Origin of the sequence: Pseudomonas gozinkensis, from assembly GCF_014863585.1 — a bacterium.
In the GTDB taxonomy this organism is placed as follows: domain Bacteria; phylum Pseudomonadota; class Gammaproteobacteria; order Pseudomonadales; family Pseudomonadaceae; genus Aquipseudomonas; species Aquipseudomonas gozinkensis.
The window spans coordinates 2,521,902-2,544,755 of sequence record NZ_CP062253.1 but is presented as its reverse complement, the minus strand read 5'-3'; the positions used below and the strand labels follow the sequence as shown (position 1 = coordinate 2,544,755).

21 protein-coding genes are annotated in these 22,854 nt (G+C 59.1%); 14 read left to right on the top strand and 7 right to left on the bottom strand.

The window, feature by feature from the left end:
- Positions 1–19: 19 nt before the first annotated feature.
- From IHQ43_RS11450 to IHQ43_RS11435, 4 genes are all read left to right on the top strand, one after another.
- Positions 20–799 carry a hypothetical protein gene (locus IHQ43_RS11450; protein ID WP_192564426.1) on the top strand — a complete coding sequence of 260 codons (780 nt, stop codon included), beginning with the start codon at positions 20–22 and terminating at the stop codon, positions 797–799.
- 161 nt (positions 800–960) lie between these two features.
- Positions 961–1,260, top strand: coding sequence for a hypothetical protein (locus IHQ43_RS11445; RefSeq protein ID WP_192564425.1), 300 nt, complete (start codon positions 961–963; stop codon positions 1,258–1,260).
- Between the two features lie 77 nt (positions 1,261–1,337).
- Positions 1,338–2,159 (top strand): hypothetical protein, encoded by an 822-nt coding sequence (locus tag IHQ43_RS11440; RefSeq protein WP_192564424.1) that lies wholly within the window; start codon positions 1,338–1,340, stop codon positions 2,157–2,159.
- A gap of 174 nt (positions 2,160–2,333) precedes the next feature.
- Positions 2,334–3,392, top strand: a complete 1,059-nt coding sequence (locus IHQ43_RS11435) for a hypothetical protein (protein WP_192564423.1) — start codon at positions 2,334–2,336, stop codon at positions 3,390–3,392.
- A gap of 514 nt (positions 3,393–3,906) precedes the next feature.
- Here the strand turns inward: IHQ43_RS11435 and rnhA are convergent.
- Both rnhA and IHQ43_RS11425 read right to left on the bottom strand, forming a co-directional pair.
- Positions 3,907–4,368: a ribonuclease HI gene (gene rnhA, locus IHQ43_RS11430; protein WP_003224162.1), complete on the bottom strand. Its 462-nt coding sequence runs from the start codon at positions 4,366–4,368 to the stop codon at positions 3,907–3,909.
- 91 nt (positions 4,369–4,459) lie between these two features.
- On the bottom strand, positions 4,460–5,218 hold the full coding sequence (locus IHQ43_RS11425; RefSeq protein ID WP_011333614.1) for a methyltransferase domain-containing protein: 759 nt from the start codon (positions 5,216–5,218) through the stop codon (positions 4,460–4,462).
- Between the two features lie 65 nt (positions 5,219–5,283).
- Here IHQ43_RS11425 and gloB point away from each other — a divergent pair, with 65 nt between their 5' ends.
- The 8 genes from gloB (at position 5,284) to fabI (ending at position 16,000) form a co-directional block, all read left to right on the top strand.
- Positions 5,284–6,051: a hydroxyacylglutathione hydrolase gene (gloB, locus tag IHQ43_RS11420; protein ID WP_192564422.1), complete on the top strand. Its 768-nt coding sequence runs from the start codon at positions 5,284–5,286 to the stop codon at positions 6,049–6,051.
- Positions 6,052–6,150: 99 nt separating this feature from the next.
- Positions 6,151–7,629 carry a transglycosylase SLT domain-containing protein gene (locus tag IHQ43_RS11415; RefSeq protein ID WP_192564421.1) on the top strand — a complete coding sequence of 493 codons (1,479 nt, stop codon included), beginning with the start codon at positions 6,151–6,153 and terminating at the stop codon, positions 7,627–7,629.
- Between the two features lie 175 nt (positions 7,630–7,804).
- Complete coding sequence (locus IHQ43_RS11410; RefSeq protein WP_192564420.1) at positions 7,805–9,637, top strand: extracellular solute-binding protein; 1,833 nt, start codon at positions 7,805–7,807, stop codon at positions 9,635–9,637.
- Positions 9,634–11,475, top strand: coding sequence for an extracellular solute-binding protein (locus tag IHQ43_RS11405; RefSeq protein ID WP_192564419.1), 1,842 nt, complete (start codon positions 9,634–9,636; stop codon positions 11,473–11,475). Before IHQ43_RS11410 ends, IHQ43_RS11405 begins: the two co-directional genes overlap by 4 nt.
- Before the next feature lie 4 nt (positions 11,476–11,479).
- The gene (locus tag IHQ43_RS11400) at positions 11,480–12,553 is read left to right on the top strand and encodes a microcin C ABC transporter permease YejB (protein ID WP_192564418.1); all 1,074 of its coding nucleotides are present in this window, start codon (positions 11,480–11,482) and stop codon (positions 12,551–12,553) included.
- A gap of 1 nt (position 12,554) precedes the next feature.
- Positions 12,555–13,574 carry an ABC transporter permease gene (locus tag IHQ43_RS11395; RefSeq protein ID WP_192564417.1) on the top strand — a complete coding sequence of 340 codons (1,020 nt, stop codon included), beginning with the start codon at positions 12,555–12,557 and terminating at the stop codon, positions 13,572–13,574.
- Position 13,575: 1 nt separating this feature from the next.
- Positions 13,576–15,186: an ABC transporter ATP-binding protein gene (locus IHQ43_RS11390; RefSeq protein ID WP_192564416.1), complete on the top strand. Its 1,611-nt coding sequence runs from the start codon at positions 13,576–13,578 to the stop codon at positions 15,184–15,186.
- 19 nt (positions 15,187–15,205) lie between these two features.
- A complete protein-coding gene (fabI, locus tag IHQ43_RS11385) occupies positions 15,206–16,000 on the top strand; it encodes an enoyl-ACP reductase FabI (protein WP_007956947.1) in 795 nt (264 codons plus the stop codon).
- A 43-nt stretch (positions 16,001–16,043) separates the two neighbouring features.
- On the opposite strand, the gene IHQ43_RS11380 is transcribed toward fabI, so the two are convergent.
- Positions 16,044–16,907: a LysR family transcriptional regulator gene (locus IHQ43_RS11380; protein WP_192564415.1), complete on the bottom strand. Its 864-nt coding sequence runs from the start codon at positions 16,905–16,907 to the stop codon at positions 16,044–16,046.
- Between the two features lie 113 nt (positions 16,908–17,020).
- Here IHQ43_RS11380 and IHQ43_RS11375 point away from each other — a divergent pair, with 113 nt between their 5' ends.
- Positions 17,021–17,446 (top strand): VOC family protein, encoded by a 426-nt coding sequence (locus IHQ43_RS11375; protein WP_064595490.1) that lies wholly within the window; start codon positions 17,021–17,023, stop codon positions 17,444–17,446.
- Positions 17,447–17,540: 94 nt separating this feature from the next.
- Here IHQ43_RS11375 and IHQ43_RS11370 read toward each other — a convergent pair whose 3' ends face one another.
- The 4 genes from IHQ43_RS11370 to IHQ43_RS11355 all read right to left on the bottom strand — a co-directional run bounded on the left by IHQ43_RS11370 (position 17,541) and on the right by IHQ43_RS11355 (position 21,783).
- Positions 17,541–18,506, bottom strand: a complete 966-nt coding sequence (locus IHQ43_RS11370; protein ID WP_192564414.1) for a GGDEF domain-containing protein — start codon at positions 18,504–18,506, stop codon at positions 17,541–17,543.
- A 61-nt stretch (positions 18,507–18,567) separates the two neighbouring features.
- A complete protein-coding gene (locus IHQ43_RS11365; RefSeq protein WP_192564413.1) occupies positions 18,568–19,146 on the bottom strand; it encodes a hypothetical protein in 579 nt (192 codons plus the stop codon).
- A gap of 1 nt (position 19,147) precedes the next feature.
- Positions 19,148–21,310: a xanthine dehydrogenase family protein molybdopterin-binding subunit gene (locus tag IHQ43_RS11360; protein ID WP_192564412.1), complete on the bottom strand. Its 2,163-nt coding sequence runs from the start codon at positions 21,308–21,310 to the stop codon at positions 19,148–19,150.
- A 17-nt stretch (positions 21,311–21,327) separates the two neighbouring features.
- Complete coding sequence (locus IHQ43_RS11355) at positions 21,328–21,783, bottom strand: (2Fe-2S)-binding protein (RefSeq protein WP_192564411.1); 456 nt, start codon at positions 21,781–21,783, stop codon at positions 21,328–21,330.
- Between the two features lie 239 nt (positions 21,784–22,022).
- Here IHQ43_RS11355 and IHQ43_RS11350 point away from each other — a divergent pair, with 239 nt between their 5' ends.
- A complete protein-coding gene (locus IHQ43_RS11350) occupies positions 22,023–22,853 on the top strand; it encodes an alpha/beta fold hydrolase (RefSeq protein WP_192564410.1) in 831 nt (276 codons plus the stop codon).
- Position 22,854 lies beyond the last annotated feature (1 nt).

Below are 22,854 nucleotides of genomic sequence, written 5' to 3'. Positions count from 1 at the left end.
AAATCAACAAGGAAAACCTGTGAACGGTCAGAATTCGCTGAACAATCAGCTAATCATTGTCTCAAAGGACGGCAAGGTCGAGCACAAAATCTCGGGGCATTTACGTACCGTTAGGGAAACGATTTTAAGTGAAAAGAACCCACTGGACTGGTTCTCCATCGCAACCTCCAAAACGTTGGAAAAAGTCCTCAATACGATTGCAGAAATCGATAATGTTTCAGTAATCAGTGCACAGCGCGCCTGCGATCTGCAATTTCCTCCTGGCCACCCGCAAGAGCGATTGGTCTATGCAAAGCACCCCGCGAAGCAAACAACGTATTTCCCGCTAGCGGGATTCCATAGATTTGCCTTTGAACACAAATTCGCAGAGGTCATTCGCTTGCTGGCTGCGCTCGGCGCATCGAACATCCAGGCAGAACACGTCAAAGGATGGGGGCAAGAGTTCGCTGCAAATCTGGCAGGTGCATTTGCGGCTACAGGTGAGACAGCGTCCATGGAGGCCGGGCATACACGAAGTGACAATTCGCGATTACTCTTTACCTCGACCCTTGAAGGGCATGCGTCGCCGACCATCCCGGACGACCTGGCCTGGTATCCCTTTGAACCAATGTGGCAGGCGATTGCCAATAACCGGACAAAGCACGGCCTCAAAAAATTCTCGTTGACCCTGACATACACTGAAGACTTCGGCATCAATGCCGGCCTGAAAGCTCAGCTCAGCAAGGCGTCACTGGAGATCGGTGGTAATTTTGAAGAGCACCAGAGCACGGTGTGGACGCTTTCGGGAGATTTTGTTTGAACAGGCACGTTTATTGGCCAGACATTGCAAAAAATATGTGAAGCAAGGTGGGAACCTTGGTATCGCCTAGCCTCACCGCCGCATGATAGCAGCGATAGTACCTAAAGAACATTTACAAGCTACTTGCTCCCACTGCAAAGTATTAAAAAGGAGCATATACCATGACCGAAAAAATTGATTTAAACGAAGATCAAATCAACTCCGTACTTCGAGAGCACTGTGATTGGGAGGTAGAAGCCGCCAAATCTCCCTTCAATCAATCACAGTTTTATCGTGTTTATCGCCTGCAGCAAAATGTCAAAAAGTCACGCAAACGTATATTCATCGGAGTCGTACCTGACCAGATATCTGTCGGCAGCCTGCTCAGTTGCGCGTCAATCGCTGGACATTATTACCAGCTGGGATTGAGCCATGGGGCCGCCGGCCTAGACTCGCGAGACAATCCAGCATTCAGAGGCTGACCCCCTGTTGACCAACAATAACTGGTTGAATTTTTCATAGCGCAACGCCACTATCTGATTTTTTGTGAGATAGGGATATGCATCAAGCTCAAGACAGCCGCACTGGAAAGCCAATCACCGTCGAGGGCTACCGTGCTGAATATGGCTCGCTGTTGGATGCCTCCAACCGACCAAATTTACGCCCTCTGGTAAGATGTCCGGTTTGCAGGGAAGACCTTCATATCAAGGGTGAGTCAGGGACAAGCAAAATCACCAAGGTCTTTAGTCACAACCCTGTCTTAGGCGTCGAACAACATCCTTGCCCAATTAAAGAAGGAGGCAGGGCAAAATATGAAGTGCTGATCCCTGCTTCATACAGCGCCGAGATCGCATCTGCACTCAGAGAGTCTTTTTTCTCGCGCTGGCATCTTCACTGGTTCCAATTTCGCGACTACGTTGGTTACGCAAAAGTCGAGGATTTCATTGAGCTTCTGAATTTCGCAGACGAAAGGAAGATCTGGGGTTATCACCATCTGAAAGAATATGAAATCCCGCTAATCCTTCTGGTGCTTAAAGATTTCGCGCCAATTAAAAAGAAAAATTCAAAAAATGAATACTGGCGAAAAAACTGGGTACGTTTTTTGTTCCCGGCAAGCGTGAAAAATCTCGATGATTACTGGAATCTTCAGCCTGGAAGTCAGTTCATTATCAAAGCGTACTTCAAAACGTCAGCCAAGGCTAAGCGGCCAAACCCTAAAGACTTTGTTAAATACGATGACGTAGTTGTAAACAAATCTTTTCTCACATCGCCCACGGCAAGAACAATGGATTCTGTCGTGGAAAAAATGATGGCCAAGGCATTTCCTGCTGAAATCGGTCTAGCAACCGCCCAGAGCGGATCGGATTCAGAACATGAGTGATCAGCTGACCATAAAAGTACATATGCCATGCGCTCAAGAAGTGACATGTCTAAAATTCCTGCCGATAAGCAAGAAAGGTTACGTCTAGCTGCTGGCATCATCTTATAGGTTAAGAACTCTTTTTACTGGTGGATCACAACCACCTTTCTACCTCATTCGACGCGAGATCTGGAAATGGATACCGAAAAACATATAACAGTAAAAATACCGCCCGAGCTTCAAGCCAAACTAGATAATGACGGATATTCCATTGATGGAACTCAGCTTCGCGATAACTTGGGTCGAATTGTCTGCAACCTTAAATCTCTAGAGGCGTCTTCCAATCTCTATTTTTCGCCCCAGATTTTTATAAGCTTCGAACAATACTGTTTCATTTCCATCAGTGCCGCATCCGAAAAATTAAAACTCGCTCTCGAAGCCAACAAATCAACACTTTCATCATTAGAAGCAAAAATTGACACCATATTAGAACGACAAACTGGAACTCTAATAGCACTAATAACGGACGCCAATGAACATTTTTCCAGTCTGATGGAAAAAAGTAACCTGACCGACGAAAAAATTGCTTTTACATCTGGAGTCAAGGCAGCATCCGCAATTGCGGCAGATTTCGCAAGTTACATCAATGATTACCTTGACAGCACCGAAGTTCAATTTGGGCACTCAAACGAAACCATCCCATACGGTGCGTACCGAAAAGTAAAACGCAGCCAATGGGAAAATATCAAAAAAAGCAAATTCCGGCGCTTTATGGAATTTGACGCCAACTATCTAGCCTATTCGTTACTAAGCACCCTAAACAACCTAAACTTGCTTTCCCTCACTTATAACGGTCGAGTTCACCCCAGGTACGAAGTGAGCCTGCAAGAGCTGGAACACCAACTAAAAAGCGTGCTGACCAAGCTTGTGAATGGCATGGGTGATGAAGAAGATATTTTTTCCATGATATACGCGACACTCACAAAGGAAGACATTAAAAAAATTGATTTCCAGCGTGTTTTAAAATACGAGCAAACGTATTCATTGAATGATTTAATAATGCGCTCGTACTCCACAAGCAGAGATATTAAACTCGATCAGGAGCGTATCAACTCAATCGGAGACATTCTCGACCTCTTGGACGATATTGAAAACCTCAAGCATCGTGTAAGCTCGCTGACATCCATTCAACTAGCGAGCTCCCCTGATGTTGCCGCATTAAAAAGCATGCTCTTTGGCTCAAATGACGCCTGAACCTCAAGCAAAAAATTAATACCACTAGAGCCCGAACCAGGAGCTTACTCCGTATCGCACCGTTTCTGTTATTGCCTTCGCTTATAAACGATTTCGCCGCACATTGGCTGGGGCGAGAGCAGATTGGAGGATTGATCTCGCGGCCCTGAATGATCGTAGGACGGGTGATTGATCCGTCTCCAGCCAGGCAGCGGGCGGGCGTGTGTCAGGCAGGTATCCAAGCGCGCGTGCAGGCAGGCAAATCGAAGGCTCAGAATAAAACGTAAACAGAAGGGCCCAAACAGGGCCCTTTTTTACACTTTTTACGAATTCAGAGGTTTTTCAGGAGAAGCTGGGCCTCTGGGGGTCAGAGGACGCGGGGGTTTGGGGGCAAAAAAATATTTTTTACAGAGGCGTTGACAATCGAGAGGATCAAAACGGATCTGGTGGCCATCAGTGTTCAGCTCTCAACGGGTCAATCGTGCAAAAGCGGCGATGTTAACACGCTCGCCGGGAGTGTTTCAGTCGCAAGGACTCAGCTCTGCTTGTAACCGCGAACCTCATCCACCCCACGGTTGGCCAACTGGTCGGCGCGTTCGTTGCCGTGGTGGCCGATGTGGCCGCGAACCCATTTCCAGGTGACCTTGTGGCGGTTGACCTGCTCGTCGAGTTCTTTCCAGAGGTCGGCGTTTTTAACTGGCTCCTTGGCGGCGGTTTTCCAGCCGCGCTTCTTCCAGTTGGCCATCCACTCGTTGATGCCTTTCATCACGTATTGCGAGTCGGTCACCAGCAGCACTTCGCACGGACGCTTGAGGGCTTCCAGGCCGCGAATCGCCCCGAGCAGCTCCATGCGGTTGTTGGTGGTGTTGGCCTCGCCGCCCCACAGCTCCTTTTCGACGCCCTTGCACACCAGCAAGGCGCCCCAGCCGCCCGGGCCGGGGTTGCCCTTGCAGGCGCCGTCAGTGAACAGTTCTACGCTATCGACGCTTTCGCTCATGCCTGTCTATCCAGAAAAATGCGTGGCCTCGCCGATCACGGATCGACAATGACCGAGGCCGGGATTGACCCGGCCACAAATAAAAGAAGGTTTACGGTTCGATGCGCCGGCGGTTGACCTTGGCCATCGGCAGCGGAATCAGCTTGCCCATCGGCTCGCGGCGCTCCTGGCGTACCGGACGCAGGCCGACCACGATCTTGCGTGCGACCAGTAGATAGAAGCCGCCGCCCGACAGTTGCCAGTCACCGGCCTTGCGCTCCCAGCCGGCCAGACGGGCCTGCCACTTGGGTGACGCGAGCGGCGGACGATAGCACCCGAAGCGGCGTTTCTCCAGCGCAAAGCCCAGCAGATTGAGCCAGTCCGCCACCCGTGACGGCGAGATGCAGCGCGCCTGATGCAACGCGTCATGGGCGAACACATGGCGTAGCCCCCAGGTGCTCCAGGGGTTGATGCCGACAATCAGCAAATGCCCGCCGGGGCGCACGCTGCTGGCCGCTTCGCGCAAAAGACCGTGGGGCGAAAGACAGAAATCCAGGCCATGTTGCAACACCACCACATCGGCGGCGTGCTCGCTCAACGGCCAGGCCTGTTCTTCGCAGACGATTTCCACGCCCGGCAGCGGCGCACCGAGCCGCACATTGCGCTGCACCTGTGGCGCCGACGGCGGCGTCTCGGCGGACGGGCCGTAATGCACCAGATAGCCGCCGAAGAACCGCCCCAGCTCGTCTTCGAGCATGCGCCGTTCTTCGTCCAGCAGAAATTGCCCGAGGGGGCCGGACAGCCATTCACGGGCTGCACCGATCAGCGCGAGCCAGTCAGGATCGGCCTGAGCGAACGCTTTATCGATCATTGCATTCTCCAACACGCCAGGAACCTCTAAGATGCGCCAATGTTACCCGCTTGGCGAATTCGACGATGATACAGATCAGTGCCCTGCCCGCCTTCACCGACAACTACATCTGGTTGTTACAGGATCATGCCACCCAGCGTTGCGCGGTGGTCGATCCGGGGGATGCCGCCCCGGTGCAGGCTTGGCTCGACGCGCATCCGGGCTGGGTGCTCGGCGACATCCTCATCACTCACCATCACCACGACCATGTCGGCGGTGTCGAGACGCTGAAAAAGGTCACCGGCGCCACGGTCTACGGACCGGCCAGCGAAAGCATTCCGGGGCGGGACGTGGCCCTCAAGGACAACGACACAGTGCGCGTGCTCGGCTGGGACTTCGACGTCTATGCCGTGCCCGGCCACACCCTGGGACACATCGCCTACTACCACCATGGCCTGCTGTTCTGTGGCGACACCCTGTTTGCTGCCGGCTGCGGCCGACTGTTCGAAGGCACACCGCAACAGATGCACCATTCGTTGAGCCGTCTGGCGGCGCTGCCGGAAGACACGCTCGTCTACTGCACCCATGAATACACCCTGAGCAATCTGAAATTCGCCGCTGCCGTGGAACCGGACAACCCGGACATCGCCGCCCGTCTGGAAAAAGTCAGCCAGCAACGTGCGAGCGGCGTCATGACCCTGCCCTCGACCCTTGCGCTGGAAAAGCTCACAAACCCGTTTTTACGCACCAGTGAAATATTAGTTACACAAAAAGTGGACGAACGGAACGGCCCTCAAAACCGGGCGCCGAGTGAGGTTTTTGCGGCTCTGCGAGCATGGAAAGACAAGTTCTAGGGCAGTCGCCAGCGGGGAGGAAAATTCTGAATGGTTGACCGCAGGGGGTGCGCTTTCTAGAATCGCCCGACATTTTTGCCCGGAACTTACTTCCAGCCAATGTCGTCATCCATACGTAAGTCCGTCAATTCAGATGCACTGACCCGCCTGGCGCAAGCCATCGCGGTGGCTGTGTCCGCCACACTGGCGGGCTGTTCCAGCCATGCTCCGCAGACTGAAGCGACGCATACGCCGAACATTGCTGCGCGAGCCAAGCAGAAGCCTATCTGGTTGTCGGAAAAGCCCAGCCCGCAGGTGCCTCAGGACATCTGGGAGCGCATGCGTAGCGGTTTCCAGCTGCAGGAAGGTCTGGGCGTGAACCCGCGCATCGAGCAACAGCGCCTGTGGTTCGCCAGTAATCCTTCCTTCCTCGAGAACGCCGGCGAACGCGGCAGCCTCTACATTCATTACATCGTCGAGCGCCTCGAAGAACGCAACATGCCGCTGGAACTGGCCCTGCTGCCGGTCATCGAAAGCGCCTACAACCCGATGGCCTATTCCCGTGCCGACGCGGTGGGCCTCTGGCAGTTCATCCCGTCCACCGGGCGCTACTTCAACCTGCGCCAGACCCGTTTCTACGATGGTCGTCGCGACATCACCGCGTCGACCACTGCGGCAATGGACTACCTGACTCGCCTGCACGACATGTTCAACGGTGACTGGCTGCTGGCACTGGCCGCTTACAACGCCGGTGAAGGCACGGTCAGCCGCGCCATCGAGCGCAACGAAAAGCTCGGCCTGCCGACCGATTACTGGAACCTGCCGCTGCCGGCAGAAACCCAGGCTTACGTGCCGAAACTGCTGGCGCTCTCGCAAGTGGTACTGACGCCTGAAGCCTATGGCGTGAACCTCAACCCGATCGCCAACGAACCGTATTTCCAGGTCGTCGAAATCAACCAGCGCATGGACCTGTCCAAGGTCGCGGCGGTGGCCAACATCGACGAAGACGAGCTGTTCCAGCTCAACCCGGCCTTCAAGCAGCGCACTACCATCGACGGCCCGCAGCACCTGCTGGTGCCGACCTCGAAGGCGCAATTGCTGACCGCCAGCCTGCAGACCATGCGTCCTGAAGAGCTGATCAGCCCGCGTTCGCTGAAACCGGTATTCGAAGGCGCCGATCCGAGCGAAATCGCACAGGCCAAGCGTGCCTATCGGGTCAAGCGTGGCGATAACCTCGGCTCCATTGCCAAGGCCAACAAGGTCGAGGTCAAGGACCTGCAACGCTGGAACAAGCTGACCGGCAAGAACCTCAAGGTCGGCCAGACCCTGGTCATGCAGGACACCACCAAACGCACGCCTGCGCGTAACACTGGCGGGCGCATCAATACGGTCATCGCTGCCAACAGCAAGACCAGCAGCAAGACCAAAGACAAGGACGACGGCAAGCAGCAGACCCAGTACAAGGTCAAGCGCGGCGACACGCTGTACGTGGTGGCCAAGCGCTTCAACGTCGAGATGCAGCACCTCAAGCGCTGGAATCCGGGCGCCGGCAAGGCGCTCAAGCCTGGGCAGATGCTCACGGTCTACCAGCCGCACTGACAAGGAGCCCCTGAATTTCAGGGGCTTTTTTTCGCCTGTCATTTTTTGATATTTCCGTAGATCGGCGCACGCAGCTCCCACAATTAACCGCGCATTAAGCCCCTGTCTTTTTCCTGTCCATACAAGCTGTTACTGTACGGCCCACAAAGCCCAAGCCGCCTGGATCGGATCTGACTTGAAGCGTCCCCTCCTCCTGCTCCTGATCAGCCTGGCCTTGAGCTCCCCCGTCAGCGCGACGATCACCGAAAGCCACGGTTATGCGCAGTTCGGCACGCTCAAGTACCCGGCCAGATTTACCCACTTCGACTGGGTCAACCCGCAAGCGCCCAAGGGCGGCACCTTGCGGGTGATGGCGTTTGGCACCTTCGATACGCTCAATCCCTACACCTTCAAGGGCACCAGCCCGGTTACCACTCCTAATTTCCTGCAGTACGGCATCAACGAGCTGAACGAGCCGTTGATGGTCGGCACCGGGCAGTATTCGCCGTCCGGCGATGAACCGGCCTCCAGTTACGGCCTGATCGCGCAATCGGTGGAGTACAGCGAAGATCGCAGCTGGGTCGTGTTCAATCTACGCCCGCAAGCGCGCTTCCACGACGGCACGCCGATCACCGCGTACGACGTGGCGTTCTCCTATCGCCTGCTGCTCAAGGAAGGTCATCCGCTGTACCGCACCGCCCTTCAGGAAGTGCTGCGGGTCGACATCCTCAATCCGCAGCGCATCCGGTTTGTGCTCAAGCGCAGCGGCAACCCGCTGCTGATCCTGCGTCTGGGCGAATTGCCGGTGCTGCCCCAGCATTACTGGAAGGGTCGCGACTTCAAGGCCACCACCTTCGAACCGCCGCTGGGCAGCGGGCCGTACCGCATCACCTCGGTCACGCCGGGTCGGCAGTTGATTTTCGAGCGGGTCAAGGACTACTGGGGCAAGGACCTGCCGGTCAATCGCGGCAAATACAACGTCGACCGCATGGAAGTCGAGTTCTACCGCGACAGCGATGTGGCCTTCGAAGCGTTCAAGGCCGGCGAGTTCGACATCTATATCGAGCATCAGGCCAAGAACTGGGCCAACGGCTACAACTTCCCGGCGATCCGTCGCGGCGACGTGATCAAGGCGCAGATCCCGCACCAGATCCCGACCCAGAGCCAGGGTCTGTTCATGAACACCCGGCGCCCGGCCTTTGCCGATATCAAGGTGCGCGAAGCCCTGGGCCTGATGTTCGACTTCGAATGGACCAACCGCGCACTGTTCAGCGACGCCTACAAGCGCACCACCAGTTACTACCCCAACAGCGAATTCAGCGCCGTCGGCCTCCCGGTCGGCCATGAATGGCTGATGCTCAAGCCGTACAAGGATCAATTGCCGGCGCGGCTATTCACCGAGCCGTTCACGCTGCCGCAGACCGACGGGCGCGGCATTCCCCGGGAAACCATGCGCAAGGCCCTGGCACTGCTGGCCGAGGCCGGCTGGAAGCTCAACGGCCAGCGCCTGCAGAACGCCGCCGGCCAGCCGCTGCGTTTCGAGCTGCTGCTGGTCAATCCGAATCTTGAGCGGATACTCCAGCCGTACATCGAGAACCTCAACAGCATCGGCATCGACGCGCGCCTGCGCACGGTGGATCGCGCCCAGTACAAACAGCGTCTGGATCAGTTCGATTTCGACATGATCCTGATGACCCTCAACCAGACCCTCAGTCCGGGGCTGGAACAGTGGCAGTACTTCCACTCCAGCCAGGTCGGGGTCAAGGGCAGCAAGAATTACGCGGGCATCGCCAACCCGGTGGTCGATCATCTGCTCGAGCAACTGCTCGCCACCCGCACCCGCGATGAACAGGTCGCCGCCGGCAAGGCACTGGACCGCGTGCTGCTCTGGCAGCACTACAGCATTCCCAACTGGTACCTCAATTATCACCGTCTGGCGTACCGCAACCGGTTCGCCTTCGTCACCACGCCGCCCTACACCCTGGGCCTGAGCGCGTGGTGGCTGAAATCTTCGGAGAAAGGTCAATGAACGCCGTTCGCACCCTGCTTGTGCAGGCCTGCGGTCTGTTGTTCGCCGGGCTGGCCTGTGCCGCCCCGCAACACGCCGTGACCCTGTACAACGAGCCGCCGAAATACCCCGCCGACTTCAAGCATTTCGATTACGTGAACCCCGACGCGCCCAAGGGCGGGATCTTCCGCCAGGCCGGCTTCGGCGGTTTCGACAGCCTCAACCCGTTCATCAGCAAAGGCGTGCCGGCGGAAGATATCGGCCTGATCTACGACACCCTGGCCAAACAGGGCCTGGACGAGCCGTTCACCGAGTACGGCCTGATCGCCGGCAAGATCGAAAAGGCCCCGGACAACAGCTGGGTGCGTTTTTACCTGCGTCCCGAAGCGAAGTTTCACGACGGCCATCCGATCCGCGCCGAAGACGTGGTCTTCAGCTTCCAGACCCTGACCAAGGATGGCGCACCGATGTATCGCGGCTACTACGCCGACGTTGAGGACGTGATCGCCGAAGATCCGCTCAAGGTGTTGTTCAAGTTCAAGCACACCAACAACCGCGAACTGCCGCTGATCCTCGGTCAGTTGCCGGTGCTGCCGAAACACTGGTGGGCCGATCGGGATTTCAACAAGGGCAACCTGGAAATCCCGCTGGGCAGCGGCCCGTACAAGGTCACCCAAGTGAAGGCCGGACGCTCGGTGCGTTATGAGCGGGTCAAGGATTACTGGGGCAAGGACCTGCCAGTCAATCGCGGTTTCTACAACTTCGATGTGATGACCACCGACTATTACCGCGACAACACAGTGGCACTGGAAGCGTTGAAAGCCGGGCAGTTCGATTACTGGCTGGAAATGGCCGCGAAAAACTGGGCCAACGCCTACAACGTGCCAGCGGTGACCGAGGGGCGGCTGATCAAGGAACAGATTGCCAACAGCAACCCGACCGGCATGCAAGGCTTCGTCTTCAATTTGCGCCGCCCGGTGTTTCAGGACGTGCGGGTACGCCAGGCGCTCGGCCTGCTCTTCGACTTCGAATGGACCAACAAGCAACTGTTCAACGGCGCTTATGCGCGCACCCGCAGTTACTTCGAAAACTCGGAAATGGCCGCCACCGGTCTGCCAGATGCAGAACAGGTGACGATCCTCGACCCGTACCGCAGCAAGCTGCCGGCGCAGGTGTTCAGCGAAGCCTTCGAGAATCCGAAAACCGACGCCAGCGGCATGATCCGCACGCAACAGCGCGAGGCGTATCAGTTGCTGCAAGAGGCTGGCTGGAAAATCGTCGACGACAAAATGGTCGACGCGACCGGCAAACCGGTGGTCATCGAATTCCTGCTGGCGCAGACCGAATTCGAACGCGTGTTGTTGCCGTTCAAGCGCAACCTCAGTGACCTCGGCATCGACCTGGTGATCCGCCGTGTCGACGTTTCGCAATACGTCAATCGCGTACGCTCGCGGGACTTCGACATGATGGTCGGCAGCTTCCCGCAGTCCAACTCGCCGGGCAACGAACAGCGTGAATTCTGGATGAGCGCTGCCGCCGACAAGCCCAGCAGCCGCAATACCATGGGACTCAAGGACCCGGTGGTCGATCATCTGGTGGAGAACCTGATCAACGCCGACTCGCGCAAAAGCCTGGTGGCCCACGCCCGCGCCCTCGACCGTGTGCTGCAATGGGGTTACTACGTGGTCCCGAACTGGCACATCAAGACCTGGCGCGTGGCGTACTGGAACCACATCGGCCACCCGAAAGTCTCCCCCAAGTACGACATCGGCATTAACACCTGGTGGGTCAAACCCGATGCGAAACCTGCGGTAGAAGTCGAAACCCAACTGCAAGCCGACCCTGTGGGCACGGAGTAATCAGATGCTGGCGTACATTTTTCGGCGACTGCTGCTGATCATCCCGACCCTGTTCGGCATTCTGCTGATCAACTTCGTGATCATCCAGGCCGCGCCCGGCGGCCCTGTGGAACAGATGATCGCCAAGCTCGAAGGCTTCGAAGGCGCCACCAGCCGCATTGCAGGGGGCGGTGCCGAGGTGTCGGTGGCCGGCTCCTCCTATCGGGGTGCACAGGGCCTGGACCCGGCACTGGTCAAGGAAATCGAGAAGATGTACGGGTTCGACAAGTCGGCCCCGGAACGGCTGTGGATCATGGTCAAGAACTACGCCCGGCTGGACTTCGGCGACAGCTTCTTCCGCGACGCCAAGGTCATCGACCTGATCAAGGAAAAGATGCCGGTGTCGATCTCCCTCGGGCTGTGGAGCACGCTGATCATGTATCTGGTGTCGATCCCGCTGGGGATCGCCAAGGCCACGCGACACGGCAGTCATTTCGACGTCTGGACCAGCTCCGCGATCATCGTCGGTTACGCGATTCCGGCATTCCTGTTTGCGATTCTGCTGATCGTGGTGTTTGCCGGCGGCAGTTATCTGGACTGGTTCCCGTTGCGCGGACTGACCTCGAACAACTTCGATGAACTGAGCCTGGGCGGCAAGATCCTCGATTACTTCTGGCACCTGGCGCTGCCGGTGACGGCGCTGGTGATCGGCAACTTCGCGACCATGACCCTGCTGACCAAAAACAGCTTCCTCGACGAGATCAACAAGCAGTACGTGGTCACCGCCAAGGCCAAGGGCCTGACCCGCCACCGCGTGCTCTACGGCCATGTATTTCGCAATGCGATGCTGCTGGTGATCGCCGGCTTCCCGTCGGCGTTCATCGGCATTTTCTTCACCGGCTCGCTGCTGGTGGAAGTGATCTTTTCCCTCGACGGCCTCGGCCTGATGAGCTTCGAAGCGGCGATCAACCGCGATTACCCGGTGGTGTTCGGCACCCTGTTCATCTTCACCTTGCTGGGGCTGGTGGTGAAACTGATCGGCGACCTCACCTACACCCTCGTCGATCCGCGCATCGACTTTGCCAGCCGGGAGCATTGAGATGAACCTGTCCCCTCTCAACCGCCGGCGCTTCGAACTGTTCAAGGCCAACAAGCGTGGCTGGTGGTCACTGTGGCTGTTCCTGATCCTGTTCGGCGCAAGCCTCGGCGCCGAACTGATCGCCAACGACAAGCCGCTGGTGGTGCACTACGACAACAACTGGTATTTCCCGGCGATCAAGCGCTACCCGGAAACCACCTTCGGCGGCGAATTCCCGCTGGAAGCCAACTACAAGAGCCCGTACATCCGCGAACTGCTCAAGGCCAAGGACGCGTGGGTGCTGTGGGCGCCGATTCCGTTCAGTTACCAGAGCATCAACTACGACCTGAAAGTCCCGGCCCCCGCCCCGCCGTCGGCGGACAACCTGCTGGGCACCGACGATCAGGGCCGCGACGTGCTGGCGCGGGTGATCTACGGTTTCCGGATTTCGGTACTGTTTGCCCTGACCCTGACCGTGCTCAGTTCGATCATCGGCGTGATCGCCGGCGCCTTGCAGGGCTTCTATGGCGGCTGGGTCGATCTGGCCGGCCAACGCTTTCTGGAGATCTGGTCGGGTTTGCCTGTGCTGTATTTGCTGATCATCCTCGCCAGCTTCGTCCAGCCGAATTTCTGGTGGCTGCTGGGGATCATGCTGCTGTTCTCGTGGATGAGCCTGGTGGACGTGGTCCGCGCCGAGTTCCTGCGAGGGCGCAACCTCGAATATGTGCGCGCAGCAAGAGCGCTGGGCATGCAGAACGGCGCGATCATGTTCCGCCACATCCTGCCCAACGCCATGGTCTCGACCATGACCTTCATGCCGTTCATCCTGACCGGCGCCATCGGCACCCTCACCGCGCTGGACTTCCTCGGTTTCGGCTTGCCGGCCGGCAGTCCGTCGCTGGGTGAGCTGGTGGCCCAGGGCAAATCCAACCTGCAGGCGCCGTGGCTGGGCATGAGCGCGTTTGCGGTGCTGGCGCTGATGTTGAGTCTGCTGGTGTTCATCGGCGAGTCCGCTCGCGATGCCTTCGACCCGAGGAAGTGACATGAATCAGGACAATCTGATCGAAATCCGCGACCTGGCCGTCGAATTCGGCATCGGTGATCGCGTGCAACGGGTGGTCGAAGGCGTGAGTTTCGACATCAAGCGCGGCGAAACCCTGGCGCTGGTGGGCGAAAGCGGCTCGGGCAAGTCGGTGACGGCGCATTCGATCCTGCGCCTGCTGCCTTACCCGTTGGCGCGGCATCCGGCCGGCAGCATCAATTATTCCGGGCAAAACCTGCTGGAGCTGAGCGAAAAGACCATCCGTCACATTCGTGGCAACCGGATCGCGATGATCTTTCAGGAGCCGATGACCTCGCTCAACCCGCTGCACTCGATCGAGAAGCAGATCAACGAAGTGCTGGGCATCCACAAGGGCCTGACCGGCAAAGTCGCGACCAGGCGTACTCTGGAGTTGCTGGAGATGGTCGGCATCCCCGAGCCGCACAAGCGCCTCAAGGCCCTGCCCCACGAATTGTCCGGTGGCCAGCGCCAGCGGGTGATGATCGCCATGGCCCTGGCCAACGAGCCGGAACTGCTGATCGCCGACGAGCCGACCACCGCGCTGGACGTGACCGTTCAGCTGAAAATCCTCGACCTGCTCAAGGAATTGCAGGCTCGATTGGGCATGGCGCTGTTACTGATCAGTCACGATTTGAACCTCGTGCGAAGAATTGCGCATCGTGTATGTGTCATGCAGCGCGGTTGCATCGTCGAACAGGCATCGTGCGAAGAGCTGTTCCGTTCGCCGCAGCATCCGTACACTCGGGAACTGCTTGGCGCGGAGCCCAGCGGAGGCCCGGCGAGCAATAAAATCGGGGCGCCGCTGCTTGAAGTCGAGGATCTGAAAGTCTGGTTCCCGATCAAGAAAGGCCTGCTCAAGCGCACGGTGGATCACGTCAAGGCAGTGGACGGCATCAACTTCAGCCTGCCTCAGGGTCAAACTCTGGGGATTGTGGGGGAAAGCGGTTCCGGCAAATCCACCCTCGGCCTGGCAATCCTGCGGCTGATCGGCAGCCAGGGTGCGATCCGTTTTGAAGGCAAGCAGCTAGACTGCCTGACGCAAAGCGAAGTCCGGCCATTGCGCCGGGAGATGCAGGTGGTGTTTCAGGATCCGTTTGGCAGCCTGAGCCCGCGGATGTGCGTGAATGACATCGTTGGTGAAGGCCTGCGGATCCACAAGATGGGCACCGCAGCAGAGCAAGAGGCGGCAATTATTGCCGCATTGAAGGAGGTAGGTCTGGATCCGGAAACCCGGCACCGCTACCCCCATGAATTTTCCGGTGGGCAACGGCAGCGAATTGCCATAGCCCGGGCCCTGGTGCTCAAGCCGGCGCTGATCCTGCTGGACGAGCCGACTTCGGCCCTCGACCGGACGGTTCAGCGGCAAGTAGTGGAGCTGTTGCGTTCACTGCAAGCCAAGTACAACCTGACGTATTTGTTCATCAGCCATGACCTGGCTGTTGTGAAAGCGCTGAGCCACCAGCTGATGGTGGTCAAGCATGGCCAAGTGGTCGAACAGGGAGACGCGCAAAGTATCTTTGCCGCCCCCCAACATCCGTATACACAGCAGTTGCTGGAGGCCGCTTTCCTGGCACCAGCCACTGCGCAATAACCTGAAAGAGGAGCAACACATGGGTTTTCTCGCCGGTAAGCGCGTACTGATCGTCGGTGTCGCCAGCAAGCTGTCCATCGCATCCGGCATCGCTGCCGCCATGCATCGCGAGGGCGCTGAGCTTGCCTTCACTTATCAGAACGACAAACTGAAAGGTCGCGTAGAAGAGTTCGCACAGGGCTGGGGTTCGAGCCCTGAGCTGTGCTTCCCGTGCGACGTGGCCAGCGATGAAGAAATCGCCAAGGTCTTCGAAGAACTGAGCAAGAAGTGGGACGGCCTGGACTGCATCGTGCACTCCGTCGGCTTCGCCCCGGGCGACCAACTGGACGGCGACTTCACCGAAGCCACCACCCGTGACGGTTTCCGCATCGCTCACGACATCAGCGCCTACAGCTTCGTGGCCCTGGCCAAAGCCGGTCGCGAAATGATGAAAGGCCGCAACGGCAGCCTGCTGACCCTGTCGTACCTGGGCGCCGAGCGCACCATGCCGAACTACAACGTGATGGGCATGGCCAAGGCTTCGCTGGAAGCCGGCGTACGTTACCTGGCCGGCTCCCTGGGCCCGGACGGCACCCGCGTCAACTGCGTATCGGCCGGCCCGATCCGCACCCTGGCCGCTTCGGGCATCAAGAACTTCCGCAAGATGCTGGCCGCCAACGAAGCGCAAACCCCGCTGCGCCGCAACGTCACCATCGAAGAAGTCGGCAACGCCGGCGCCTTCCTGTGCTCCGACCTGGCGTCGGGCATCAGCGGTGAAATCATGTACGTGGACGGCGGCTTCAACACCACCGCCATGGGCAACATCGAAGAGTAATCTTCGCGCTGCCGATAAAAAGCCCGCCTGTTAGCGGGCTTTTTCATGCCTGCGATTCCAGGCAACGGGCGAACAACTGTTGAATCGGTTGGGAGCGCTGACTGTAACGCTGCAACACCACCATTTCCCGATAGAACGTCAGTTCTCCCAGTTCGATCACCCTCACCTTCAGCGGATGCTCCAGCCACAGCCCGGCTCTGGGCAGCAACGAAACCCCGAGCCCGCACTCGACCATCTTCACGATCGCTTCCAGCTCATCCAGCTCCAGCGCTACGTGGACATCAATCCGCTGCTCACGCAGAAACTGCGTCACCAGCCGTCCACCAAACGAGTTGCGGTCATAACGCACGTGAGGATGCTCGGCCAGCAGTGGCAGCGGATCATCGCCCTCGACCGTTATTGGCACGATCAGCACAAAAGGCTCGCGGCGAATCACCTGCGCCGACAGCTCCTTGGGCAATTCGAACGGTGGCTTGATCATGATCGCCAGATCGACTTCCCCGGCGTCCACCTGGCTCAACAGATTCAGCGACACGCCGGGCACCAGTTTCGGCTCCACACCTGGCGCCTGTTGCCGCAAGCGCAGTAACGCCTGAGGCAACAGCCCGGTTTGCGCAGTCGCCACGGCGCCGATTCTCAGCTCGCCGCGAAACTCGCTGACATCTTCGCTGATCGCCATGCGGCTGAAGGTGGCGAGCATTTCCTGCGCCATCGGCACCGCCCGCTGCCCTGCCGGATTAAGGATCGCCTGCCGCCCGGTGCGATCGAACAGACGCACGCCCAAGGCCTGCTCCAGATTACGAATCTGCGCGCTGACCGCCGATTGCGTCAGGCCGATATGCAGGCCTGCGGCGGCAAACGTGCCATGCCGCGCCACTGCCAGAAAGGTTTTCAGTTCACGCAGCATAGGCGCCTCGACTGATCGAAATAATTTGAGCTCGGCGCAAAAACTATCGTCTTTCAATCGAAAAGCACAGCGCTAGACTCAGTTCACCCCAACCCTTGATAGAGACCGCGCCTATGTCACTCAGCCCTTTCCACCTGGCCATTCCGGTGTACGACCTCGCCGCCGCCCGGCATTTTTACCGTGAAGTGTTCGGACTCGAAGAGGGTCGCTCCAGCGATCACTGGGTCGACTTCAATTTCTTTGGCCATCAACTGGTGATTCACCTGGCGCCGAAGAACGCTTCACAGGAAGCGGCGCACACCAACGCCGTGGATGGCCATGACGTGCCGGTGCCGCATTTTGGTGTGGTGCTCGGGATGGAGGAATGGCACGCACTGGCCGAGCGTTTGAAGTCGCTGGGCACGCGGTTTGTGATCGAGCCGGGGATTCGATTTCAGGGACTGGTGGGCGAACAGGCGACGATGTTTCTGTTTGACCCGTGCGGCAATGCGCTGGAGTTCAAGGCGTTCAAGGATATCGGGCAGTTGTTTGCCAAATAGCAGTGCCAGTACAGACGCCTTCGCGAGCAAGCTCGCTCCCACCCTTTGAAATTCGCCTCCTGTGGGAGCGAGCTTGCTCGCGATGAGGCCGGCACTAGCAACGCTTTAAAGCCTGCTTGTGCGCATACATCGCCCCGTCCGCATCCGCCAGCAGTTTGTCCACGGTGTCATGCCGCCGTGGGTCGTACTCGATCTGGCCGACACTGAAGCGAATCGCATAACCGCGGTGCAACGTGGCATTGCGTTCTTCGAGGATTTCCTTGAGTCGCGCCATGATCGCCGTGGTTTCGACATGGCTTGAGCCGGTCAGCAACGCCACGAATTCATCGCCGCCCAGACGCCCGACCACATCGCTCTCGCGAAAGGCAATGCGCAGCACATCGGCGAAGGTCTTGAGCGCGCTGTCGCCCTCGGCGTGCCCATAAAGATCGTTGATCTGCTTGAAGTCATTGAGGTCGAAAAACAGCAGCGTCGCCGGTTTTTCCAGGCGCGCGCAGGCATCCAGCGCGTGCTGGGCGAGCATCTTGAAGCCGCGACGGTTGGACAGCAGTGTCAGCTCATCCATGCTCGCCATCTGCACGGCCATCAGTTCCTGCTCGGCCATGCCCGCCAGATCACGCAGCAGGTCGCGCTCTTCGTCGTCGAGTTCGCGGGGTTGGGTGTCGATCAGGCACAGCGTGCCCATCTTGTTGCCGTTGGGCACGGTCAGCGGATAACCGGCGTAGAAGCGGATGTTCGGAGCGCCGATCACCAGCGGATTGTCGTGAAAGCGCTCGTCCTCGCGAGCATCGGGCACCAACAGCAGTTCGTCCTTGAGGATCGCGTGGCCGCAGAACGAAACGTCCCGCGGAGTTTCGGTGGCGTCCAGGCCCACGCAGGACTTGAACCACTGCCGATCCTTGTCCACCAGCGTGACCAGCGCGATCGGCACGTTGAACAGACGCTTGGCCAGTCGCGTCAGCCGGTCGAAGCGTTCTTCCGGTGCGGAGTCGAGCAGCTTCAGGTCCTGCAGCGCTTGAATACGGACAGCTTCATTGGCGGGTTTGCCGGGTACCAGCATCACACACTCCTTTGTCGTCGATGCACTTGAGCGTAGACCGAATCAGCAATGACTCAACTTCTCATCCACCGGCCACCGGACAGGGCCCGCCCGCATCGGCCCACAGTTTGAACTGGGTCACGAAGATATCGTGCGGCACCGGCACCGGCGCGCGCCCGCCCCCCGGATTCCAGCCCCAGAGCACCAGTTTGTCCTCGCTGACGTGCTTGATCAGTGCAGCGAAATCCCGATCGCCGTTGCTGCTGCGATCCTTGATCATCGCGCACAAACGATCCGGCGGCAGACCGATCCAGGCCATTTTGTGCGCGGCTGGCGGCAGGCTCCAGTGCGGCGCGCCAGGTGGCGCGTGGGGGCCGTAACTGGCCGGCGGATTGCTTTCGGCGTGGCAGGTGGCGCAGGGCAAACCGGCGGCGCCCTTGCCGTCCATGCCGCGCACCACGTTCATCGCGTGGGGCGTGCCAGCGTCGAACTGCAACGGTGAATCGCCGGGAATGTGGCAGTTCTGGCAGCGCGGGCTCTGGAAGACTTTCTGCACCGTGCCGAAAGCTTTCAAGGCTTCCTGATCGTCAGCGAACAGATCCGAGGCGTAACCACCCAGCCCAAGCAGAATCACCGTGCCCAACAACAAATGTCGTTTCATCTCACACCCCCGACAGTTGCAGCGGCAGTTCCCGCAGGCGCTGCCCGGTCAGGGCGAACACCGCGTTGGCCACCGCCGGCGCCGTGGGCGGCACACCGGCCTCGCCGATGCCGCCGGGTTTGTCGGTGCTCGGCACGATGTGCACCTCGACCACCGGCATTTCGTTCAGGCGCAACACCTGATAGTCGTGATAGTTGGACTGCACGACATGACCGTCCTTAAGCGTCAGTTTGCTGTGCAGCGCCATGCCCAGGCCGAAAGTGATGCACGACTCCATCTGCGCCGCGATGCTCTGCGGGTTCACCGCAATCCCGCAGTCCACCGCGCAGACCACGCGATGCACGCGGATCGCCAGATTGTCCTGGGACACCTCGGCCACCTGCGCCACGTAACTGCCGAACGATTCGTGCACCGCCACGCCCAGCGCATGACCGTCCGGCAGCGGGGCTTTCCAGTTGGCCTTCTCTACCGCCAGGTTCAACACGCCGAGATGCCGGGCATGATCCTTGAGCAGCGTTCGTCGGTACTCCACCGGGTCCTTGCCCGCCGCCGTGGCCATTTCATCGATCAGCGACTCCATGACAAACGCGGTGTGGCTATGGCCCACCGAGCGCAGCCAGAGCACGTTGATCCCGGTGGTCGGCGAATGCAGGTCGACCTGATGATGGGCCAGGCCCTTGATGTACGGACTGTCCGAAACGCCTTCGACCGACGTCTGGTCGACGCCGTTCTTGACCATGGTTTTCTCGAGCATGGTGCCGGCCATGATCGACTGCCCGACCAGCACATGCTGCCAGGCCAGCGGCATGCCGTCGGCGCCGAGGCCGATCTTTGCCTGATGCAGGAACATCGAGCGGTAGTAACCACCGCGAATATCGTCTTCGCGCGACCACACGGTTTTCACCGGCATCGCCGCAGCCTTGGCCACTTGCACCGCTTCGGCGACAAAGTCCGAGGTCGGATTGGCCCGCCGGCCGAAACCGCCGCCAAGGAATTCGGTGTGAATCTCGACCTGCTCCGGTTTGAGCCCGGTGATCTTGCCGGCAACCATCTGGTCCAGCGTCTGGAACTGGGTGCCGGTCCAGATCTCGCATTTATCTGAGCTGATCTTCACCGTGCAGTTCAGCGGCTCCATCGGCGCATGGGCCAGGTACGGCACGCTGTATTCGACGTCGATTTTCTTCGCTGCCTTGCCGAAATTGCCCTTGGCATCGCCAGCCTGCGCCGCCGAGGTACCTGGCGTGGCCGCCAGTTTGCGGAAACTCGCCAGCAGTTTTTCACTGCTCAGATCAGCGTTCGGCCCCAGGTCCCAATCGACCTTGAGCGCATCACGACCGAGTTTCGCCGCCCAGTAATGCTCGGCGACCACCGCTACACCGGTCGGCACTTGCACCACTTTGTGCACGCCGGGAATCGCCAGGGCTTCTGCGCCTTCGAAGGATTTCACTGTGGCGCCGAACGTAGGCGCTCGCACGACCATCGCCGTCATCAGTCCGTCGAACTGCACGTCCATGCCGAACTTCGCACGGCCGGTGATTTTCTCCGGGGTGTCGAGGCGTTTGGTGGGTTTGCCGATGACCTTCCAGTCCTTGGCTTCTTTAAAGGTGATCGACTTCGGATCCGGCACCGGCAGTTGCCCGGCGGCGTCTGCCAGTTCGCCGTAAGTGGCGCGATTGTCGCCGGCAATCACCACGCCGGATTCAGTGCGGATCGTCGACGGTGCCACATTGAAGCGCTTGGCCGCCGCCTCAACCAGCATCTGCCGCGCCGTAGCACCCGCAAGTCGGTAGCGGTCGAATTCCATCCAGGTCGAGGTCGAACCGCCAGTGATCTGCATCCCGCCAAACGCCGGCATGCCGTAATCGGCGGCCGAAGCCGGGGAATGCTCGACGCGGATCTTCGACCAGTCGGCGTCCAGTTCTTCGGCGATCAGCATGGTCAAGCCGGTCCAGATGCCCTGGCCCATTTCCGAATGGCCGAGCAGCACGGTCACGCTGTTGTCCGCTGCAATCCGCAGGAACGCGTTCGGCGCAAACACTTTGCCTTCATTCTCGGCGGCCATGGCGAACCGGTTGCCGCCAGGCACCACGAACGCCACGACAAGGCCGCCACCAAGTACGGCACTGCCCTTGAGAAATCCGCGACGGGATACAGGACTGTTCATCACTCACCTCCCCTCGCTCAGCCGATGTCGGCGGCGCGTTTGACCGCCGCGCGGATTCTTGGGTACGTGCCGCAGCGGCAGATGTTGCCGGAGAGCGCCTGATCGATATCGCTGTCGGTGGGCTTGGGGATTTTCGCCAGCAACGCGGCGGCGGACATGATCTGCCCGGACTGGCAGTAGCCGCATTGCACCACGTCCAGCTCGGCCCAGGCCTGTTGCACCGGGTGCGAGCCGTCGCTCGACAGGCCTTCGATGGTGAGAATTTTCTGGCCATGGGCGACGGCCGTGGCCGGGGTGATACACGAGCGCAGCGGCGCGCCATCGACGTGCACGGTGCAGGCACCGCACTGGGCCAGGCCGCAACCGAATTTGGTACCGGTCAGGTGCGCGACATCGCGCAGGACCCAGAGCAACGGCATGTCCGCGGGGACATCGAGCTCCTGATCCTTGCCATTGATGTTCAAGGTCAGCATCGGGGACTTCCTCAGACTCACGGTGTTCTGAAGGGCGCTGCTACGGCTCTCGATGGCTGTGCGCGCCTCGGCTTATCCCTTTCAGCTAAGCGCATTTTGACCCGACGACCAGCCGCCGCGACCACCGGTCATGCCGCACCGTTCGGGAATTCTTCGACCAAAGTGCCGACTTTGCTCCTACAGTTGATCCGGTTGTCATCGCAAGACCTGCCCTTTCACTCTTTCCTGGAGTCGCGAACATGGGATATGTCACAACGAAAGACGGCGTCGAGATCTTCTACAAGGACTGGGGCCCGAAAGACGCACCGGTGATCCACTTCCACCACGGCTGGCCGCTCAGCGCAGACGACTGGGATGCGCAGATGCTGTTCTTCCTCGCCCAGGGCTTCCGGGTCGTGGCCCATGATCGACGGGGGCACGGACGTTCGAGCCAGGTCTGGGACGGCCACGACATGGATCACTACGCCGACGATGTGGCAGCAGTGGTCAATCATCTGGGGACGCAGAAAGCCGTGCATGTCGGCCATTCGACGGGAGGCGGTGAAGTGATTCATTACATCGCCCGGCATGGCGAGGATCGAGTTTCAAAAGCCGCGATCATCAGCGCCGTGCCACCGCTGATGGTGAAAACCGAGAGCAACCCCGGTGGTTTGCCCAAATCGGTGTTCGACGATCTTCAGGCACAACTGGCGGCCAATCGTGCGCAGTTCTATCGCGACGTGCCCAGTGGGCCGTTCTATGGCTACAACCGCCCTGGCGCCAAGCCATCGGAAGGGATCATTGCGAACTGGTGGCGCCAAGGCATGATCGGCAGCGCCAAGGCGCACTACGACGGCATCGTTGCTTTCTCGCAGACCGACTTCACCGCCGACCTGAAAAGCATCTCGATCCCGGTACTGGTGATGCACGGCGACGACGACCAGATCGTGCCGTATGAAAACGCCGGTGTACTGTCGGCAAAACTGCTGAAAAACAGCACGCTGAAAATTTATCCGGGCTTCCCCCACGGGATGCCGACCACCGAGGCACCGACGATCAACGCGGATCTGCTGGCGTTCATTCGCGGCTGAT